The sequence below is a fragment of the Streptomyces manipurensis genome (assembly GCF_049570255.1).
Classification (GTDB): domain Bacteria; phylum Actinomycetota; class Actinomycetes; order Streptomycetales; family Streptomycetaceae; genus Streptomyces; species Streptomyces manipurensis.
Genome location: NZ_CP186950.1, coordinates 312,882 through 328,552, shown reverse-complemented (window position 1 = coordinate 328,552; position 15,671 = coordinate 312,882). Strand labels below are relative to the sequence as shown.

Genomic DNA, 15,671 nt, shown 5'->3' with positions numbered 1-15,671 from the left:
GCGTGCCGCCCGGCTCCTATCGTGGAGGCAGGCACGTACGCGATCGAGCTCCGGGCAGGCTGTCATGGCGGAGACGGGTATCGACTACGCGGCGGTGTTCCGCGCACTGCCCGGCATGGTGGCCCTGCTCACCCCCGACCTGCGGTACGCGGACGTCAGCGACGAGTTCCTGCGCGGATCCGGCCGGACCCGCGAGCACCTCGTCGGCCGCTACCTGTTCGACGTCTTCCCCGACAACCCGGACGACCCCGCCGCCTCGGGCACGCGCAACCTCGGAGCCTCGCTGCGCCGGGTCCTCGCCACCGGCGAACCTGACACCATGGCCCTCCAGCGCTACGACGTGGAGTCCGTGGACAACCCCGGCGAGTGGGAGGAGCGCTACTGGAGCCCGGTCAACGCCCCCGTGCTCGACGCGGACGGGCGGGTCGTCCTGCTCATCCACCGGGTCGAGGAGGTGACGGCCCTGATCAAGGCCCGCTCCGGCCCCAAGGACAGCCGCACCCGGGTGCTGGAGGCCGAGCTGTACACCCGGGCCCGGGAACTCCAGGCCGTCAACGAACGGCTGCGCGAGGCCCACGCCCGCGAACGCGAGGTCGCCCTCGCCCTCCAGGCCGTGATGCTGCCCGCCCCCGGCCCCGTGGGACACCACCGCGCCGCCGTGCGCTACCGGCCCGCCGTCGGCTCCCTCAACGTCTGCGGCGACTGGTACGACCTCGTCGACCTCCCCGGCGACCGCATCGGCGTCGCCGTCGGCGACGTCGTCGGCCACGGCCTGCAGGCGGCCGGCGTCATGGGCCTGCTCCGCAGCGCCCTCAGCGCCGCCTCCCGCGTCGCCGACGGCCCGGCCCAGGCCCTGGAGGTCCTCGGTCTGTACGCCCGGTCCGTCGAGGGCGCCGAGAACACCACCGCCGTGGAGACCTGCATCGACTGGGACACCCACACCATCACCTACAGCAGCGCCGGCCACCTGCCGCCCGCCCTGCTCCACCGCGACGGGACCGTCGACTTCCTGGACGAGGCCACCGATCCGCCGCTCGGCGCCCGCCCCGAGCACGTGCCCCGGCCGCAGGCGAGCCTCACCTTCTCCGAGGGCGACACCCTGGTCCTCTACACCGACGGCCTCATCGAACGGCGCAGCGAGGACATCGACACCGGCCTCGCCCGGCTCGCCGACTCCCTCGGCCGTCACCGCGCGGCCGACCCCGAAGCCCTCGCGGACTCCCTCCTCCTCGAACTCCTCCCGGCCGGGGGCACCACCGACGACACGGCCCTCGTGATCGTCCGTCTGTGACGCCGCCCGACCGGAGCGGCTCAGACCAGCGCGTTCTTGTAGAAGATGCTCGAACGGCGGTCGCCCTCCTGCCCGGTGGCGAAGCCGATGAAGAGCCGGGGCTCGCCCCCGTCGGTGCGGTAGATCGCCAGGCCCTCGGGCTCGCGATGGTGCAGGGTGGAGCCTGCCTTGGTCAGGACGGGGCCCTGCTTCACGGCGCCCGTGTTGATGTCGACGCTGGTGACGTACGTGTTGCCGTCGCCCGTGGGAGTGCGTCGCCGGGGTACGCGTCACCGGTCAGGAAGTACATGTACGAGCCGTAGAGCGTGTAGCCCTGTGCGGTCCCCGGGATCGACGGCTGCTTGAAGTCGGCCGGCGGCGTGCCGAAGCTGCGCGTCGTGAACGCGGACAGCGGGTACACGGCGATGCGCTTGCCGGCGCTGGTGTGGTAGCGGACGATCATGCGCTCGTGCACCGGGTCCACCGAACAGGTCTACTCACTGGCCCCCGCGATCGGCCGGTACGCGGCCGAGGCGGCCGGCGAGCCGAGGGTGGTGCCGCCGCGGTAGGTGATGGGCGCGAGGGCCGTGCCGTAGCCGCCGGAGTTCGCGGCGCACTCGATCCACAGCTCGGTGTCGGAGCCGTCCGGCACCGCCGCGAAGGCCACGCCGTGGCCGAAGTCGTCGAGGTGCATGTACGACAGGTAGTTCCCGTCGAAGTCCATCTTGTTGATGCACAGGTCGCCGTCGGACTCCGCGCTGCCGCTCCGCTTCGTCGCCACGTACAGGAACTTGTTCTTCCAGTCGAACGCGAAGCTCTGCTGGACCCGCGCACCGTGCGTGTCCTTCGACCGGAACAGGTCGTACGACGGCTCGGCGAGGTCGAACCGCTTGGTCACGGCCACCGCGGCGGACGCCGACTGCGCACCGGCGCCGAGCCCCGGCGCGGCGAGCGAGACGCCGGCACCGGCCCGTATGAGGCCGCGGCGGGAAAAGCGGAAGGTGTCGTTCATGGCGGGTCGGCCTCCAGGCCCTCGCCCCGGCAGCCGTCCCGCCGGAACAGCTGGCAGGCGCCGACCACGGCTCCCTCCCACATGCCCTCCTCCCAGGCTTCGTGGCGAAGGTCCAGGAACCGGGCGGTCGCGGCCCGTCGTGGCCGGCCACCCACGCCATCCACGGGCGCAGGCGCTCCGAGGACTCCTCGATGACCCGCCACAGTTCGGAAAGGTCCGCATCCCGCGCGAAGCGGCGCAGGATCAGGTCACCGAGGTCGATCACGTGCGGCGGACGGTCCATGGAGGCAGCCTCGTACCCCCCACCGCGCGAGGCAAGGTGATTTCGAACGCAGGGCCTTCGTCGGCACCGGCGTACGCCCGCGCACGACCCCTTCGGGGAATCCGTGCTTCCGACGGGGCCCGATGCAGGTCCGTGCTGCTCAGTGGGCTGACGAGGAGCCCGTGAAGTGCCACGATGATCCGTGCTTCAACTGTCAACGTGCGAACGCGATCGGCAGCGAGGACCGCGTCGCGCAGGCCGGATCACCCCGAGAGGCGGACATCCCATGCGCGCCATACCCTTCGTATCGTCGTTAGGAACCGGCCAGGAGTCGGAGGCGGACGACGCCGTGCGGCTGTACTACAGCCGCAAGACACAGGAGATCATGCAGAAGTACGGTCCGGGCCCACGCGTCCACTTCCACGTAGGGCTCTATCCGGACGGCTTCCCGGACACCACCGTCCCCCAGAGCGCCCTCCAACGGGGCCTGTTCGAGGCGCAGGAGCGCATCGTCGAGCACTCGGCGCGCTCCTGGGGCGCGTACGACGAGCCGCCCCGCCGCCTGCTGGACATCGGCTGCGGCCTGGGAGGGACCTCCCTCTACTGGGCCGAGCAGCACGGCACATCGGTCACCGGACTCACCGTCGCCGCCGAACACATCCCCCTGGTACGTGAGTTCGCCCGCCAGGCCGGGGTCGACGGCAGAGTCCGGCCCGTCCTCGCGGACGTCCACCACCTCGACGCGAGAGCGGCGTACGACGCGGTCTACGCCAACGAGAGCAGCGGCTACACCGACCGGGAACGGCTCTTCCAGGTCGTGGCGAAGGCACTCGAACCCGGCGGCTGGTTCGGCATCCAGGAGCACTTCGCGGGCCGCTCGCAGTGGCGCGACTTCATGGACGGCTACTACCGCACCCGCCTCGGAGGCCGTGAGGAGTACCTGGCGGCGGCGGAGGCGGCCGGATTCGAGCTGGTCCAGGACGAGGACGTGACCCACGAGGTCGCGGAGTTCTGGATGCAGTCCCTGGCCTGGAACACCGCCGAGCTGGACCGCCTGCGCTCCCTCGGCGGCACCGCCGGATCCGGACCCGAGCCCGGCGCCTGGACCGCGGAGCGGCTCCAGCAGTCGACGGTCGCGCACAGCAGGTTCTTCCGGCTCTGGCGCGACCACGCGGTGGAGACACGACTGCTGCGCTTCCGGATCGGGGGCGGCCGATGACCGCCTCCCCGCGCCCCTCGCTGCTCGGCCCCTCCCTTCCGCCCTTCTACTGCCCCCTGGAGCGCGACCGGGTCCATCCCGAGGCGAAGCAGGTCGAGGCCCGCGCGGTCGAGTGGCTGGACTCCTTCGGCCTGTACCCCGATCCGGTCGAGCGTGCCTGGGGACTCGCCACCCACAGCGCCGACTTCTCCTCCCGCATCATCCCCGAGGGCGACCCGGAGGCCCTGCTGCTGTTCACCGAGTGGAACTACTGGGCCAACGCGGTCGACGACTGGCAGGACTCCGGTTCCCCCGAGGTGGGCACGGGAGCCGTCGTCGAGCACGGGGTGCGGCTCCTGCGGACCGTGGAGGACCCCGGGGCAGCCGTGCTCCCCGAAGGCCCCATGACCCGGGCCCTGCTGGACCTCGTGCACCGCACCCACGCCCTGCTCACCCCCTACGAGCTGCGCCGGTTCACTGAGGGCACCCGGGACTGGCTGCTGGGAGCGGCGTGGCGGGCCGCACGGGCGGAGAGCGGAGGTATGCCGGGCCTGAACGACTTCGTCGCGATGGGGCCCCTGGCCAACGGCACCCGCTTCTCCATGACCTGGTCGGCTGTGGCCCGCGGGGAACGGCTGCCCGCGGACCTGCTCTGCTCTCCCGCCGTCATGGCCCTCACCGACGCCGCCGGGTTCGTCGTCAGCGCGGACAACGACCTGTTCTCCTACGACAAGGACGACCATCTGGAGCCGCGCGAGATCAACCTCGTCAACGTCCTCGCCCACCGGGAACGCTGCTCGCCGGAGGAGGCGGTACCGCTCGCGGTCGCCCTGCGCGACCGGGTGATGGGGCTCTTCCTCCGGCTGCGGGAACGCATCGAGGAACGGGCCGACGACCGGCTGGACGCCCACGTACGGGCGCTGTGCCACTACGTCGCCGGCTCGATCGCCTGGCAGACGCGCGCCCCGCGGTACGCGAGCCCCCGCAACCGCAACGCCCTGCCCCGCGCGGAGGCCCGCTTCGAGATCCGGTACTCCGACGCCCCGACGGCGGACGGCACCGAGCCGCCGGCCGGGCTGCCGGCCCTCGCCTCCTGGTGGCGCCCGTTGGACGGCTGAACGGGCGGGGCCCCGTCCGCGGCAGGTGCGGACGGGGCCCCGGGGCCGAGGGACGGCTCAGCCCAGGCCGAGCAGGCGGCGCCACCAGCTCGGCCGGCGCCGGCGGGAACCCGTCGCGGGCGGGCCCGCCGGCTGCGGGGGAACCACCGCCGCCGGGACCGGCTGCGGCGGGACCGGAGCGTGCACGGGGTGTTCCGCGGGCCGGTCGGGCCCGGACTCCACGTACGCGACGGGACGCGCGGCGAATCGTACCGGCAGGGACAGCAGGTGACGGGACATCAGGGTGCCGCGCCAGCGCAGCTCGCTGGCGTCGATCGCCAGCTGGAGGTCGGGGAGCCGGTCCAACAGGACCTCGATGCCGGTGTCCGCGATGGCCCGGCCGATGTCCTGGCCCGGGCACTCGTGCGGACCGCTGCTGAAGGCGAGGTGCGAGCGGTTGCCGTGGACGGAGGCCTCCGGGTCGGGCCGGATCGCCGGGTCGACGTTGCCGGCGGCCAGGCCGAGCAGGATCATGTCCCCGGCCTTGACCTGCTGGCCCCCGACGAGGGTGTCACCGGTGGCCCAGCGTCCGATGATCGTGTTGATGGGCGGATCGTCCCAGAGGACCTGCTCCAGGGCGTCCGGCAGGGTCATGTGGCCCCCGGAGAGGCTCGCACGGAACCGCGGATCGGTCAGGACGGTCCGGAGCGTGTTGGCGATCAGGTTCGCCGTGGTCTCGTAGGCGGCGATCAGGACGACGCGCAGGTGCATCAGCACCTCGGTGTCGGTCAGGTTCGCCGGGTGTTCGAGCAGCCACGACGCGAGGTCGCGGGCGGGCTCCGTCTTGCGGTCCGCCACCAGCTGTTCCAGCGTGGCCGTGACGTAGCGGTCGCTCTCCAGCGCGGTCTCGGTGCCCTGGAGCATGTCGCGCGCCGCCTTCACGAGCCGGGGCCCGTGTTCGTCCGGGGCCCCGAGGAGCTGGGTCATGACCAGCATCGGGAGCTGCTCGGAGAAGGCCGGAACCAGGTCGGCGTACCCCTCTCCGGCGATCCGGTCCACGAGCTGGTTCGCGAAGCGGGTCACGTAGCGGCGGATGCCGCGCTTGTCGAAGCGGTCCAGGGACTCCACCACGGCCGCGCGCAGCCGCTCGTGCACCGGCCCGTCGGTGAAGTTGCACACCGGGACCCAGGACACCATGGGGCCGAGGGGGGTGTCGGCGGGCACCCGCCCCTCCCGCATGTCCCGCCAGCCGCGGGGGTCCCGCGCGAAGCGGGAGGAGGTGCGGGCCACGTCCAGGTTCTCCCGGTGGCCGAGCACCAGCCACGCGGGGAGGTCCCCGCTGACCAGCACGGGGGCCACCGGGCCGTGTTCGGCGCGCAGCTTCTCGTAGAGCGCGAGGGGATCTGCCTGGGCCTCGGGGCCGTGCAGCCGGTGGAGCCCGTCCACGGTGGCCGCCGCGTGGGCGGGGCACTGCGGGGGCGGGGTGGGGGAGGTGCTCACATTGCCTCCTGGGTGGCTGCCTGGGAGTGCAGGTAGCGCATGAGGGTCAGCAGGACGTCGCGGGAGGAGTCCCGGCGGCGGGCGTCGCAGTCGAGGATCGGGACGGTGGGGGGCAGGTCGAGGGCCTGGCGCAGCTCCTCCAGGGGGTGATGGGGCGCGCCGGGGAAGGAGTTGACGGCCACGACGAAGGGGACGCCCCGCTCCTCGAGCCGTCCGATGACGTCGAAGCTGATCTCCAGCCGACGCGTGTCGAGCAGGACGACCGCGCCGAGCGCGCCCTCGAACAGACCCCGCCACAGGAACCAGAACCGCTCCTGACCGGGCGTGCCGAACAGGTACAGCACCAGTTCGTCGTTGACGCTGATGCGGCCGAAGTCCATGGCCACGGTGGTGGTGACCTTGCGGTCGACACCGCGGGTGTCGTCGACGCCGACACCCGCCCGGGTCATCGTCTCCTCGGTGGTGAGCGGCTTGATCTCGCTGACGGCGCCCACCATCGTCGTCTTGCCGACGCCGAAGCCGCCGACGATGACGATCTTCACGGCGGCCTTGGCCGTCTGCGGGAGGACGTCCGCACCACGCGGCCCGGCGGGCGCGTCAGAGCTTCTGAAGTCCATCTATCACTGCCTCGATCAGAGCAAGGTCGGGTAGCTGCGCGGCGGGGACGGGCGGGCGTACGTGCACGCGCCGGTCCGCCATCAGGTCTCCGACGAGCACGGTGACGACGCTCACCGGCAGACCCGCGTACGCGGAGATCTCCGCCACCGACAGCGGTGAGCGGCACAGCCGCAGGATGGTCGCCTGCTCGGGCTGCATTTCGGGCAGGGCGGACGCCTTGGCCACGACCAGGGTCACCAGGTCCAGATGGACCGAGGTGGAGGGCCCGCTGCGTCCGCCCGTGATGACGTAGAGCCGTTCGGGACTGCTGTCCTCCCAGCTGGGGGGCGGCTCTTTCACGCGGGCTGCCCGTCATGTCGTGGCGGAGTGCTCAGGTGCTCCCCCATCCGGGTCACCAGGTTGCGCATCTGTGCACCCATCAGGCCCGCGTCGACGCCCTCGTCGGCGAGGACCGCCAGGTAGGAGCCGTCGCCGGCGGCCATCAGGTAGAAGAACCCGCCGTCCATCTCGATCACGACCAGGCGCATCCGCCCTTCGGAGCGCGGGAGTTCGGCGGCGACCGCCCCGGCCAGGCTCTGCAGTCCCGCGCAGGCGGCGGCCAGGCGGTCGGCCGTGTCGGTCTCCGCCCCGTACTGCGCCACGCAGAGTCCGTCGGCGGAGAGCACGATCACGTGCCGCGTCTGCGGTACGCCCGCGGCCAGGTCCTTGAGCATCCAGTCCATGCTGCTGATTCGCTGGGTCATCATCGTCTACGCCCCTTTGGTCGCTGAGTCCGGTGCGTCCTGGGCGCCCTGTGCCTCGCGGCCGCTCTCGCCGGACAGTCCGCTGTGGAACGCCTCCAGCCACATGCCGGGGCCGCTGTCGTGCGCGGAGTGCGGCTGCGCAGCGGGCCGGATGTCGGAGGTGGTGACACGGTCCTTGCGGCGTCGCTGCGGCAGACCGTTCGCGGTGCGCTCGGTCACCGGCTCGCCGGCCTCGAACGGCGCCGTGCTCGCGGCGGCCGGCTCCGGCCGCGGCGCGGGCATGGGGGCCGGCGGGCGGTCGACGGGGTGCTCGCGGGGTACGGCCGCCACGGCGCGGGGGCCGGAGGAGGAGCCGATGCCGTGGGCGAGTCCGGTCGCCGCGGCCGCCGTGGTGACCAGGTGCTGCGGCACGATGACGACGGCCCGTACGCCGCCGTACGCCGAGGAGCGCAGCGACACCTGGAAGCCGTACGCCTGGGCCAGCCGGCCGACGACCGCGAGGCCCAGCCGCGGGGTCTCCCCGAGGTCGTTGAGGTCGATGCCGGACTGGGCCTGCGCGAGCATCCGTTCGGCCCGCATGCGGGCCTCCTCGCTCATGCTCAGTCCGCCGTCCTCGATCTCCACGGCGATGCCCGACTGCACCTCGACGGCCGTGAGGTGGACGCGGGTGTGCGGCGGGGAGTACCGGGTGGCGTTGTCCAGCAGCTCGGCCAGGGTGTGGATCAGCGGCTCGACCACGGGGCCGACGACGGCGACCTCGGACACCGAGTGCAGTTCCACCCGTTGGTAGTCGATGATCCTCGACATCGCGCCGCGCATGACGCTGTACAGGGTGACCGCGCGGCTCCACTGGCGTCCGGGGCGTGCGCCGCCGAGCACCGAGATGGAGTCGGCGAGCCGGCCGATCAGCGCGGTGCCGTGGTCCAGGCGCAGGAGGTCGCCGAAGACGTCCGGGTTGCGGCCGTGCCGGTCCTCCATCTCGCGCATCTCGTGGGCCTGCTGGTGGACGATGGCCTGGACGCGGCGGGCGATGTTGACGAAGGCGCGCTGCGCGGAGTCGCGCAGGCTCTCCTCGTTGTCCACCGCGTCGACGGAGTGCGCCAGTACGGCCTGCAGGGCCGATCTGAAGCGGGGTGTCAGGTCGGTGTCGTTGCCCCAGCGGTCGCCCTGGCCGCGGCGGCCGCCCAGTGCGGTGAGCACCTCCTCGGGCAGTTCGCCCTTGCGCAGCCGCTCGATGGCTTCGGGCAGGACGACGGAGGACAGCCGGACCGCCTCGTCCTCCTGCCGGGACACCGTGTGCCGCAGGGCCGCCACCTGTGCGCGCTGGGCGGTGAGCGCCCGGCCGCGGCGCAGTGCCTCGACGAACAGCGCGGCGGTGCAGACGGCGGACAGCGCGACCAAGGCGGTGACGAGGGGCCCCGAGGAGGAGACGAGCGTCCCGGCCAGGCAGCCGAGGGCCACGGCGCCGATCGCGGACAGCGTCCGGCGCGACCCCACCGAGGGGTGGGCGGTTTCGGGGGGAATGTCTTTTTGCTCCATCGGCGTCCTCGAACTATCGAAAAGGGGGACCTTCTGACCGGTGCGCCGGAGCGTAGCTGTGTGCAACTGCCGCAGTGCAGGGTTTCGTTGGAGTTCATCGGACCGGGCGATCGGATATGCGCCATGCCCGGTGGGGCGTCCGGCCGCCGGGGGAGGTCCGGGGCGCGCCCTCGTCCTCGGAGCAGGGGAGGTCGGGGGCCTGACGCCCCGTCCGGGCAGGCGTGTGCGGTCCGGGTGGTGCGGCCGGATCCGGCCGCACCACCCGGGCGGCGGAGTGGCGCGGTGCCGGGGAATGCGCTATGCGGGCGGGTGAGCGGTGCGTACGTCCGTTCTAGGAGCGGTCCGCGACCACGTGGTGCGCGTAGGCGGCCAGCCGGGCCCGCAGTTCCTCGCGGCCGCCGCCCTCCTGTCCGGCCAGGCGCTCGACCAGGTCGGCGCGGGTCGCGGCGAGGAGCGCGTGGGCGGTGAAGTCGGCGTCCGGCAGGCCGGGGATCCGCTCCAGCGTGGAGCGGAGCAGGTCGTGCCACCGCTCGTAGTGCTCGGCCTGGTACGGGCTGCCGCCCCCGCCGTCCTCGAGGGCCAGTGCCAGCCGGCGGTTGTCGAGCTTGAAGCACAGGACGGCGTCGAGCAGGGCCGGTACGCGTTCCCGCGCGGGGGTGGTGGGTCCGAGCGGTGGCGGCCCGGTCTCCGCGGCCCGCCGTACGGGTTCGAGCCGGGCCTCGTAGAGCGCGCGCAGCAGGCCGGCGCGGTCGCCGAACGCGCGGAAGAGGGTCCCCTTGCCGACGCCCGCCTCGGCCGCGATGGCGGCCGTCGTCAGGTCCTCGGGGCTTCCCGAGCGGGAGAAGAGGGCGTCGGCGGCGGCCAGCACGGCCTGTCGGTTGCGCTCGGCGTCCTTGCGGGTCCGGCGCTCGGGTCGGTCCGGCATGCGACACCTCCGATTGAAAAACGGACCAGGGGTCCGTATTGTTCGATGCGGACCGACGGTCCGTATTGCTGAGATGGAGGATACCCATGACCCTGCCCGCCCCCGCGGCGACCTCCCCGTCCGAGCTCTACCGCCACGGCCTGCGCCTCCTGCTCGCCGGGGACATCCCCGGCTGGGTCGGACTGTGGGCCGAGGACGGGGTGATGGAGTTCCCGTTCGCGCCCCCGGGACGGCCCCGGCGACTGGAGGGGAGGGCGGCCGTCGCCGACTACATGGCGCCCTACCCCCTCACCGTCGACCTCCACGACTTCCCCGAGGAGGACCTGCGGATCCACCGGACCGAGGACCCGCGGACGATCGTGGTCGAGATGCGCGGCGTCGGCAGGCTGGTCGCGACCGGAGGCCCCTTCGACATGACGTACGTCGCCGTGGTCACCGTCGAGGACGGCCGCTTCACCTCCTACCGCGACTACTGGAACCCCCTCGCCGTCGACGGCCGGGCCCTCGGCCCGGCAGGGGGCGACCGATGACGCACGACGCTCCCGCCACCGCCACCCCCGACCGCGCCGTCACCCTCGTCATCGGCGCCACCGGAACCACCGGCAGCCGCACCTGCGCACGGCTGGTGGCCGAAGGCCACGCCGTCCGGGCCGCCGGCCGCAGGGCCACGCCGGTCCCCGGCACCGAGCCCGTCGCCTTCGACTGGTACGAGCCCGGGAGCCACGCCGGCGCCCTCCACGGGGTCGACCGCGTCTACGTGGTCCCGCCCGTCGGCGACCCGGACCCCGCCCGCGTCGTCCTGCCCTTCCTGCGGCGGGCCCGCGCCCAGGGGGTCCGCCGCGCCGTACTGCTGAGCGCCTCCTCCGTCCCGGAGGGCGGACCCGCCGTGGGCCGGGTGCACCGCGTCCTGCCCGGGATTTTCGACGAGTGGGCCGTGCTGCGGCCGTCGTGGTTCATGCAGAACTTCACCGGCGACCACCTGCACGCCGACGGCATCCGCCGCCACGGCGAGCTGCTGACCGCCGCCGGGGACGGCCGGGTCGGATTCGTCGACGCCGACGACATCGCGGCCGTCGCGGTCCGCGCCCTCACCGACCTCCGCGCGCCCTGCACCGACCTGGTGCTGACCGGGCCGGAGGCGCTGAGCCACGACGAGGTCGCCGCCGTCCTCGCCGAAGCCACCGGGCGGCCCGTGGCGCACCGGCGGCTGTCCCGCGAGGCCCTGCGCGAACGGCTTGCCGCCCTGATGCCGCCGGAGTTCGCCGGTCTGCTCGCCGACATGGACCTGGCCATCGCCGCGGGGGCGGAGGACCGCGTCACCGACTGCGTACGACGCCTCACCGGGCGGCCCCCGAACGGCCTGCACGCCGTCGTGGCCCGGGAGCTGGACCTGCCGCCCACCTCTACAGGTGCCCCGGCCGGTCCCGCCGCCGCGGAATGACCGCCCGTGTGGCGATGAATTGCGGCGCCGAGGCCGGTCCACCCTTCAGGAGCACCCCGGGAGGAGCGGCAGATGTCCGGTACGACGACTTTTGACCTCGGAGCACAGGGCCGGATCGTGGCCCGCCTGGCCGCGGCGGTCCCCGACGCCCGTCTCGGTGACCCGACGCCCTGTTCCGCGTACACGGTCGGCGACCTGCTGGACCACACCGGGGGGCTCGCCGTCGCCTTCCGTGACGCGGGTCTCAAGCGGCTGGGCCCCACCACCGACTCGGCGCCCGAGCCCGCCGCCGCGGGCCTGCCGGCCGACTGGCGCGAGGCGCTGCCCCGTGGGCTGGAGGAGCTGGCCGAGGCCTGGCGGGAGCCGGCCGCCTGGACCGAGACGACCCGGGCGGGCGGCGTGGACCTGCCGGGAGCGGTCGCGGCCGCGGTGGCGGTCGACGAGCTGGTGATCCACGGCTGGGACCTGGCCGTGGCCACGGGACAGGAGTACACACCGGACGCGGTAGCGCTGGGCGTGGCGCACGCCTTCCTCGAGGAGGCGGCCGGGGACGGCAGCGGCGGGGGAGGGATCTTCGGCCCCGTCGTCCCCGTGCCCGACGGCGCGTCGCTGCTGGACCGTGCCGTCGGCCTGAGCGGGCGCGCCCCGGACTGGAGCCCGCCCACGCCATCGTGAGCGTGGGCCGGCCGGGGGCGTCGGTGGCGTTCGGACGGCCGACGGTGGCCGCACTCGGCTTCCGGGGGGAAGGAAGAGCCGAGTGCGGCCACCGCTCTCGGGCGTCACCACACCGCTCAAAGTGAGCAACGCGCCGACACTCCGCGCTTGTCCCCTCTCCGCGACTTCAAACCTTCCTCCTGCGACGGGCCCCGGAGCACCGCGCCGCCGGCCTGTCGGGAGCAGCTCGGTCCCGCCGGCCGCTCAGTCCTGCCAGTAGAACAGCAGGGTCTGGACGTCGAGCGGCTCGCGCGCTCCGAAGTAGTAGACCCCGAGGCCGCTCACACCGATCGATCCGGTGTCCGCGTCGATCCAGCGGAACCCGGCCGCCTCCAGGGCCGCGCGGGCGGCGGGGTCGTCGTCGTCATGGTCGCCGGCGAAACGCCCCAGCGTGCTGATGAGCACCTCGCTCCGGCCGCCCTCCCCGTACCCGATGACGTGATAGGTGCCCCCGCCCTGCCGGTTGGCCTGCCCGCACGAGAGCGGCGCCCGGGGCGCCAGCCCCGCGGCGGTCAGCGCGGCCGTGGCCAGGGCCAGCTGCCGCTCCTCGTCGACCGGCTCCGGAGGCTCCGTGCACAGGCCCTCGAGGCGCCAGCGCGGGTCGCTCTGCTTCTCGCACTCGGGCGCGTACTCGTGCACGATCGCCCGGCGCAGCTCCTCGTCCAGACCGGGGACCTCCACCCGCGGCCTCCCCAGCTCCTCGTAGACCGCCCGCGTCCGCCCGGCGTCCCCGGTCAGCCCGTGCAGGGCGTACGCGGCCCAGAGCGCGGCGTCCGGCGTGGGGGCCCCGGCGAGGAACGCCAGCAGCCGGTCCGGATCGGCCGCCAGCGACTGCGCGAGGTGGGCGACGCCCGGATCGGGGTCGGCCAGGGCCTCGAGGACGTCCTCGCCCTCGGTGTGCCGCACCAGCACCCGCGCGGCCCGGTCCGCCGGCCCGTCGCCGGAGAGCTGCCCGAGCACCGCGGCGGCCCCGTGATGTTCCACGAGCACGTCCAGCCCGGCTTCCCCGGTCTTCCGGCGGTCCCGCCAGGGGCTGAACGCGAGGGCGGCCAGCCCGGCCGCGGCGGTCAGGTCCCCCAGGCCCGCGCGGGCCCGCAGCACCGCCTCCGGCATCCCGTACGCCTGCTCCTCGCGCCGCTCGTCCTCCCGCAGCCAGGGCAGCAGCTCCACCCGGTCCGCCAGCAGCTCCAGCAGCGCCTTGCGGACCGTTCCCGAGTCCCCGGTGTCACGGACGCAGGCGAACAGCTCGCCGAACCGTGCCTCGGGCACCCGCCCGGTCAGCGCCTGAGCGCAGGCCGTCCGGCGCCACCACGGCTGCGCCGGGTCGACGGCGTACCGGACGAGCCGGCCGGGGGCGCAGGCGCGCAGGCCCGTGCTGTCGATCCGTCCGGCCTCGGGCGTCAAGGTCTTGATCCGCTGCATCGGGCGAGGCTACAACGCCACCGGCGCCCGCCCCGAAGCGGTTTCCCGGCCGGCCGCCGTCAGGACGGGGGAGGTGCCTGAGCCGCGGCCGGTGCCACCTCCGCGCGCGGTACGCCGTCCCGCTCCTGGGCGTCGGAGAGCGCCGGGGCGGGCGTCCCGCCCTCGCTCCTCCGCCGGCGCCGGAGGGCGGGGAGGGCCGCCAGGCCGAAACCGATGACCGCCGCCAGGAGGTGGCCGACGGTGGTGAAGTCCGGCAGCGGTCCGTGCCATTCGGCGCCACCGAGGGGCCAGGCCAGGACGAAGGCGGCCCAGGGCAGCCGGGCCCGGCGCGGCAGCGCGAGCGTGCCGAGCGCCAGGACCGTCTGGGCGCCGTAGCTGACCCCGAAGTCCAACGCCTGCCGCACCTCCGCCGGGTACCAGCCCCGGTGCAGCGCGAAGGCGATGACGGCGGCGGTGAGCAGGGTGGCCGCGACGTGTCCGCCGAGGAAGACCGCCACGGCGCGCAGCGTCCCCCAGCGGTGTTCGGCCCAGGCCAGGAAGACGCACACCCCGAGGCCGAGGGTGAGGAAGGTGCCCACGAAGTCGGTGGACGCGACGTCCGTGAGCGTGCCGTCGAAGAACAGGGCGCTGCCGAGCAGCGCGGCGACCGGATGGTCCCGGAGGTTGTCCAGGTTGGTGCTGACGTGGCGCAGGACGGCGGCGGCCCGGTCGGCGGCCGGGCCGCGCTCGACCCAGACGTGGCCGGCCAGCAGCACGCAGACGTAGACGAGGGTGAGCGGTGCCCGGCGCGGCAGGTTCCGCATGGCACGGAGCGCTCCGCGCCAAGGAACCGGCGGGGACTGAGAGTTCATGACCTGGAATTCTCCAGGTCGGCTCGGGACCCGGCGCCGGGGGCAGGCAGAACGGCGCGGGCGCCGGAGCGAACGCGCCCGCCACGTTGCCGACGAGCATCAGGTCGTGCGGGTCCAGGGTCATGACGGGCGCGCCGGGGGAAAGGTCGAAGCGGTCCAGTTCCGCCCACAACAGGTGCGGGCTGGTGGCCAGTTCGAGGAAGTGAGGAAGTACCGCCGTCCGGCGAGATCGCAGACCGTGCGGTACTCGGTGTTGTAGGTCGCGAACCGCCCCGAGCGGTAGGGGGCGCCGAAGGGGACGGAGGCGTTGCGCGTCACGGCCAGGACGGCGGCGACGGCCTGCTGCTCGTCGGCCGGCCGGGGCGGGAGGGCGCCGAAGTAGGCGGCGCGCTGGAACCGGTCGACCGGATTGACGTTCCCCGGCAGCGGGACGTCGCTGTCGGGCGCGTCGTGCCCGAGCTCCCGCAGGGTCCTCACCTGCTCGTCCAGCAGCCGCAGTTGCTCGTCGTACGCGGGCGCGTTCGTCATGATCGTGTACTGGCGTCCGTGGTGGACGCACTGTTCGCCGCCGAGGTACTCGACGACCGCGGAGTCACCGGAGCGGTCCTCCAGTGCCACGTGGACCGTGGCCGCGAAGCCCCGCATCTCGACCGGCACCAACTGGACTGCAGCGAGCAGCTCCAAGGCCTCCGTGACGCTCCCGGCGCAGTCGAGGAGGTACTGGATCCACAGCGCGATCTGCAGGCCGGGGGGCGCCGGGTCGCGGGGTCCGGGGTCGCTCTCGTCGAGGTAGAGCATGTGCGCGGCCAGCCCGGCCTCGTTGATCCCGTCGGCCGTGCCCGCGCCGTACACGGTCGTTACCAGGCTGCCGTACCGGCTCGTCCACCGCAGCGGGTTCTCGGGAACCACCGTGTCGCCGGCGAGCCTGCCGCCGTCGCGTTCCAGCCCCCGCGGCGATCACCGCGCTCGGCCACGAGCTGCGCGCCCTGGTCGACGCGGCCGTCCGTACCACAGCCGCACCAAACACCCTGAACCGCGTGTCAGGCGGCGTACACCGGCTCACTGCGCAACTGACCGGA

Annotated in this window: 19 protein-coding genes; 6 read left to right on the top strand and 13 right to left on the bottom strand. The window is 73.7% G+C overall.

The window, feature by feature from the left end; all coding sequences use genetic code 11:
- The first annotated feature begins 64 nt into the window (after window positions 1-64).
- The gene (locus ACPU2J_RS01685) at window positions 65-1,291 is read left to right on the top strand and encodes a PP2C family protein-serine/threonine phosphatase (protein WP_420082060.1); all 1,227 of its coding nucleotides are present in this window, start codon (window positions 65-67) and stop codon (window positions 1,289-1,291) included.
- Window positions 1,292-1,311: 20 nt separating this feature from the next.
- Here ACPU2J_RS01685 and ACPU2J_RS01680 read toward each other — a convergent pair whose 3' ends face one another.
- From ACPU2J_RS01680 to ACPU2J_RS01665, 4 genes are read right to left on the bottom strand one after another with little or no spacing between them, the layout of a single operon-like run.
- Window positions 1,312-1,485 carry a hypothetical protein gene (locus ACPU2J_RS01680; RefSeq protein ID WP_423832557.1) on the bottom strand — a complete coding sequence of 58 codons (174 nt, stop codon included), beginning with the start codon at window positions 1,483-1,485 and terminating at the stop codon, window positions 1,312-1,314.
- Window positions 1,482-1,754 (bottom strand): hypothetical protein, encoded by a 273-nt coding sequence (locus ACPU2J_RS01675; RefSeq protein WP_423832556.1) that lies wholly within the window; start codon window positions 1,752-1,754, stop codon window positions 1,482-1,484. The genes ACPU2J_RS01680 and ACPU2J_RS01675 overlap by 4 nt, the downstream gene beginning before the upstream one ends.
- Window positions 1,755-1,763: 9 nt before the next feature.
- Entirely contained in the window at window positions 1,764-2,282 is a 519-nt protein-coding gene (locus ACPU2J_RS01670) for a hypothetical protein (RefSeq protein ID WP_423832555.1), read from the bottom strand.
- Complete coding sequence (locus ACPU2J_RS01665) at window positions 2,279-2,446, bottom strand: hypothetical protein (protein WP_423832554.1); 168 nt, start codon at window positions 2,444-2,446, stop codon at window positions 2,279-2,281. The genes ACPU2J_RS01670 and ACPU2J_RS01665 overlap by 4 nt, the downstream gene beginning before the upstream one ends.
- A gap of 384 nt (window positions 2,447-2,830) precedes the next feature.
- Here ACPU2J_RS01665 and ACPU2J_RS01660 point away from each other — a divergent pair, with 384 nt between their 5' ends.
- Both ACPU2J_RS01660 and ACPU2J_RS01655 read left to right on the top strand, forming a co-directional pair.
- Complete coding sequence (locus ACPU2J_RS01660) at window positions 2,831-3,763, top strand: SAM-dependent methyltransferase (RefSeq protein ID WP_420082064.1); 933 nt, start codon at window positions 2,831-2,833, stop codon at window positions 3,761-3,763.
- Window positions 3,760-4,860, top strand: coding sequence for a terpene synthase family protein (locus tag ACPU2J_RS01655; RefSeq protein ID WP_361607096.1), 1,101 nt, complete (start codon window positions 3,760-3,762; stop codon window positions 4,858-4,860). The genes ACPU2J_RS01660 and ACPU2J_RS01655 overlap by 4 nt, the downstream gene beginning before the upstream one ends.
- 57 nt (window positions 4,861-4,917) lie before the next feature.
- Here ACPU2J_RS01655 and ACPU2J_RS01650 read toward each other — a convergent pair whose 3' ends face one another.
- The 6 genes from ACPU2J_RS01650 to ACPU2J_RS01625 form a co-directional block, all read right to left on the bottom strand.
- On the bottom strand, window positions 4,918-6,339 hold the full coding sequence (locus ACPU2J_RS01650) for a cytochrome P450 (RefSeq protein WP_423832553.1): 1,422 nt from the start codon (window positions 6,337-6,339) through the stop codon (window positions 4,918-4,920).
- Window positions 6,336-6,956: a GTP-binding protein gene (locus ACPU2J_RS01645; RefSeq protein ID WP_361607102.1), complete on the bottom strand. Its 621-nt coding sequence runs from the start codon at window positions 6,954-6,956 to the stop codon at window positions 6,336-6,338. The genes ACPU2J_RS01650 and ACPU2J_RS01645 overlap by 4 nt, the downstream gene beginning before the upstream one ends.
- A complete protein-coding gene (locus tag ACPU2J_RS01640) occupies window positions 6,937-7,296 on the bottom strand; it encodes a DUF742 domain-containing protein (protein WP_365071938.1) in 360 nt (119 codons plus the stop codon). The genes ACPU2J_RS01645 and ACPU2J_RS01640 overlap by 20 nt, the downstream gene beginning before the upstream one ends.
- Window positions 7,293-7,703, bottom strand: coding sequence for a roadblock/LC7 domain-containing protein (locus ACPU2J_RS01635; RefSeq protein ID WP_389072395.1), 411 nt, complete (start codon window positions 7,701-7,703; stop codon window positions 7,293-7,295). The genes ACPU2J_RS01640 and ACPU2J_RS01635 overlap by 4 nt, the downstream gene beginning before the upstream one ends.
- Before the next feature lie 3 nt (window positions 7,704-7,706).
- Window positions 7,707-9,239, bottom strand: coding sequence for an ATP-binding protein (locus ACPU2J_RS01630; RefSeq protein ID WP_423832552.1), 1,533 nt, complete (start codon window positions 9,237-9,239; stop codon window positions 7,707-7,709).
- Window positions 9,240-9,570: 331 nt separating this feature from the next.
- Complete coding sequence (locus ACPU2J_RS01625; protein ID WP_420082067.1) at window positions 9,571-10,164, bottom strand: TetR/AcrR family transcriptional regulator; 594 nt, start codon at window positions 10,162-10,164, stop codon at window positions 9,571-9,573.
- Window positions 10,165-10,250: 86 nt separating this feature from the next.
- On the opposite strand from ACPU2J_RS01625, the gene ACPU2J_RS01620 reads away from it, so the two are divergent.
- The 3 genes from ACPU2J_RS01620 (at window position 10,251) to ACPU2J_RS01610 (ending at window position 12,280) form a co-directional block, all read left to right on the top strand.
- Window positions 10,251-10,694, top strand: coding sequence for a nuclear transport factor 2 family protein (locus tag ACPU2J_RS01620; protein ID WP_423832551.1), 444 nt, complete (start codon window positions 10,251-10,253; stop codon window positions 10,692-10,694).
- Complete coding sequence (locus ACPU2J_RS01615) at window positions 10,691-11,605, top strand: NAD(P)H-binding protein (protein WP_423832550.1); 915 nt, start codon at window positions 10,691-10,693, stop codon at window positions 11,603-11,605. The genes ACPU2J_RS01620 and ACPU2J_RS01615 overlap by 4 nt, the downstream gene beginning before the upstream one ends.
- A gap of 72 nt (window positions 11,606-11,677) precedes the next feature.
- Window positions 11,678-12,280 carry a TIGR03086 family metal-binding protein gene (locus ACPU2J_RS01610; protein WP_423832549.1) on the top strand — a complete coding sequence of 201 codons (603 nt, stop codon included), beginning with the start codon at window positions 11,678-11,680 and terminating at the stop codon, window positions 12,278-12,280.
- Between the two features lie 243 nt (window positions 12,281-12,523).
- Here the strand turns inward: ACPU2J_RS01610 and ACPU2J_RS01605 are convergent, their stop codons facing one another.
- The 3 genes from ACPU2J_RS01605 to ACPU2J_RS01595 form a co-directional block, all read right to left on the bottom strand.
- Window positions 12,524-13,741, bottom strand: coding sequence for a hypothetical protein (locus tag ACPU2J_RS01605; protein ID WP_423832548.1), 1,218 nt, complete (start codon window positions 13,739-13,741; stop codon window positions 12,524-12,526).
- 59 nt (window positions 13,742-13,800) lie between these two features.
- Complete coding sequence (locus tag ACPU2J_RS01600; protein WP_423832547.1) at window positions 13,801-14,544, bottom strand: rhomboid-like protein; 744 nt, start codon at window positions 14,542-14,544, stop codon at window positions 13,801-13,803.
- 168 nt (window positions 14,545-14,712) lie between these two features.
- Window positions 14,713-15,501, bottom strand: coding sequence for a linear amide C-N hydrolase (locus tag ACPU2J_RS01595; RefSeq protein ID WP_423832546.1), 789 nt, complete (start codon window positions 15,499-15,501; stop codon window positions 14,713-14,715).
- Window positions 15,502-15,671 lie beyond the last annotated feature (170 nt).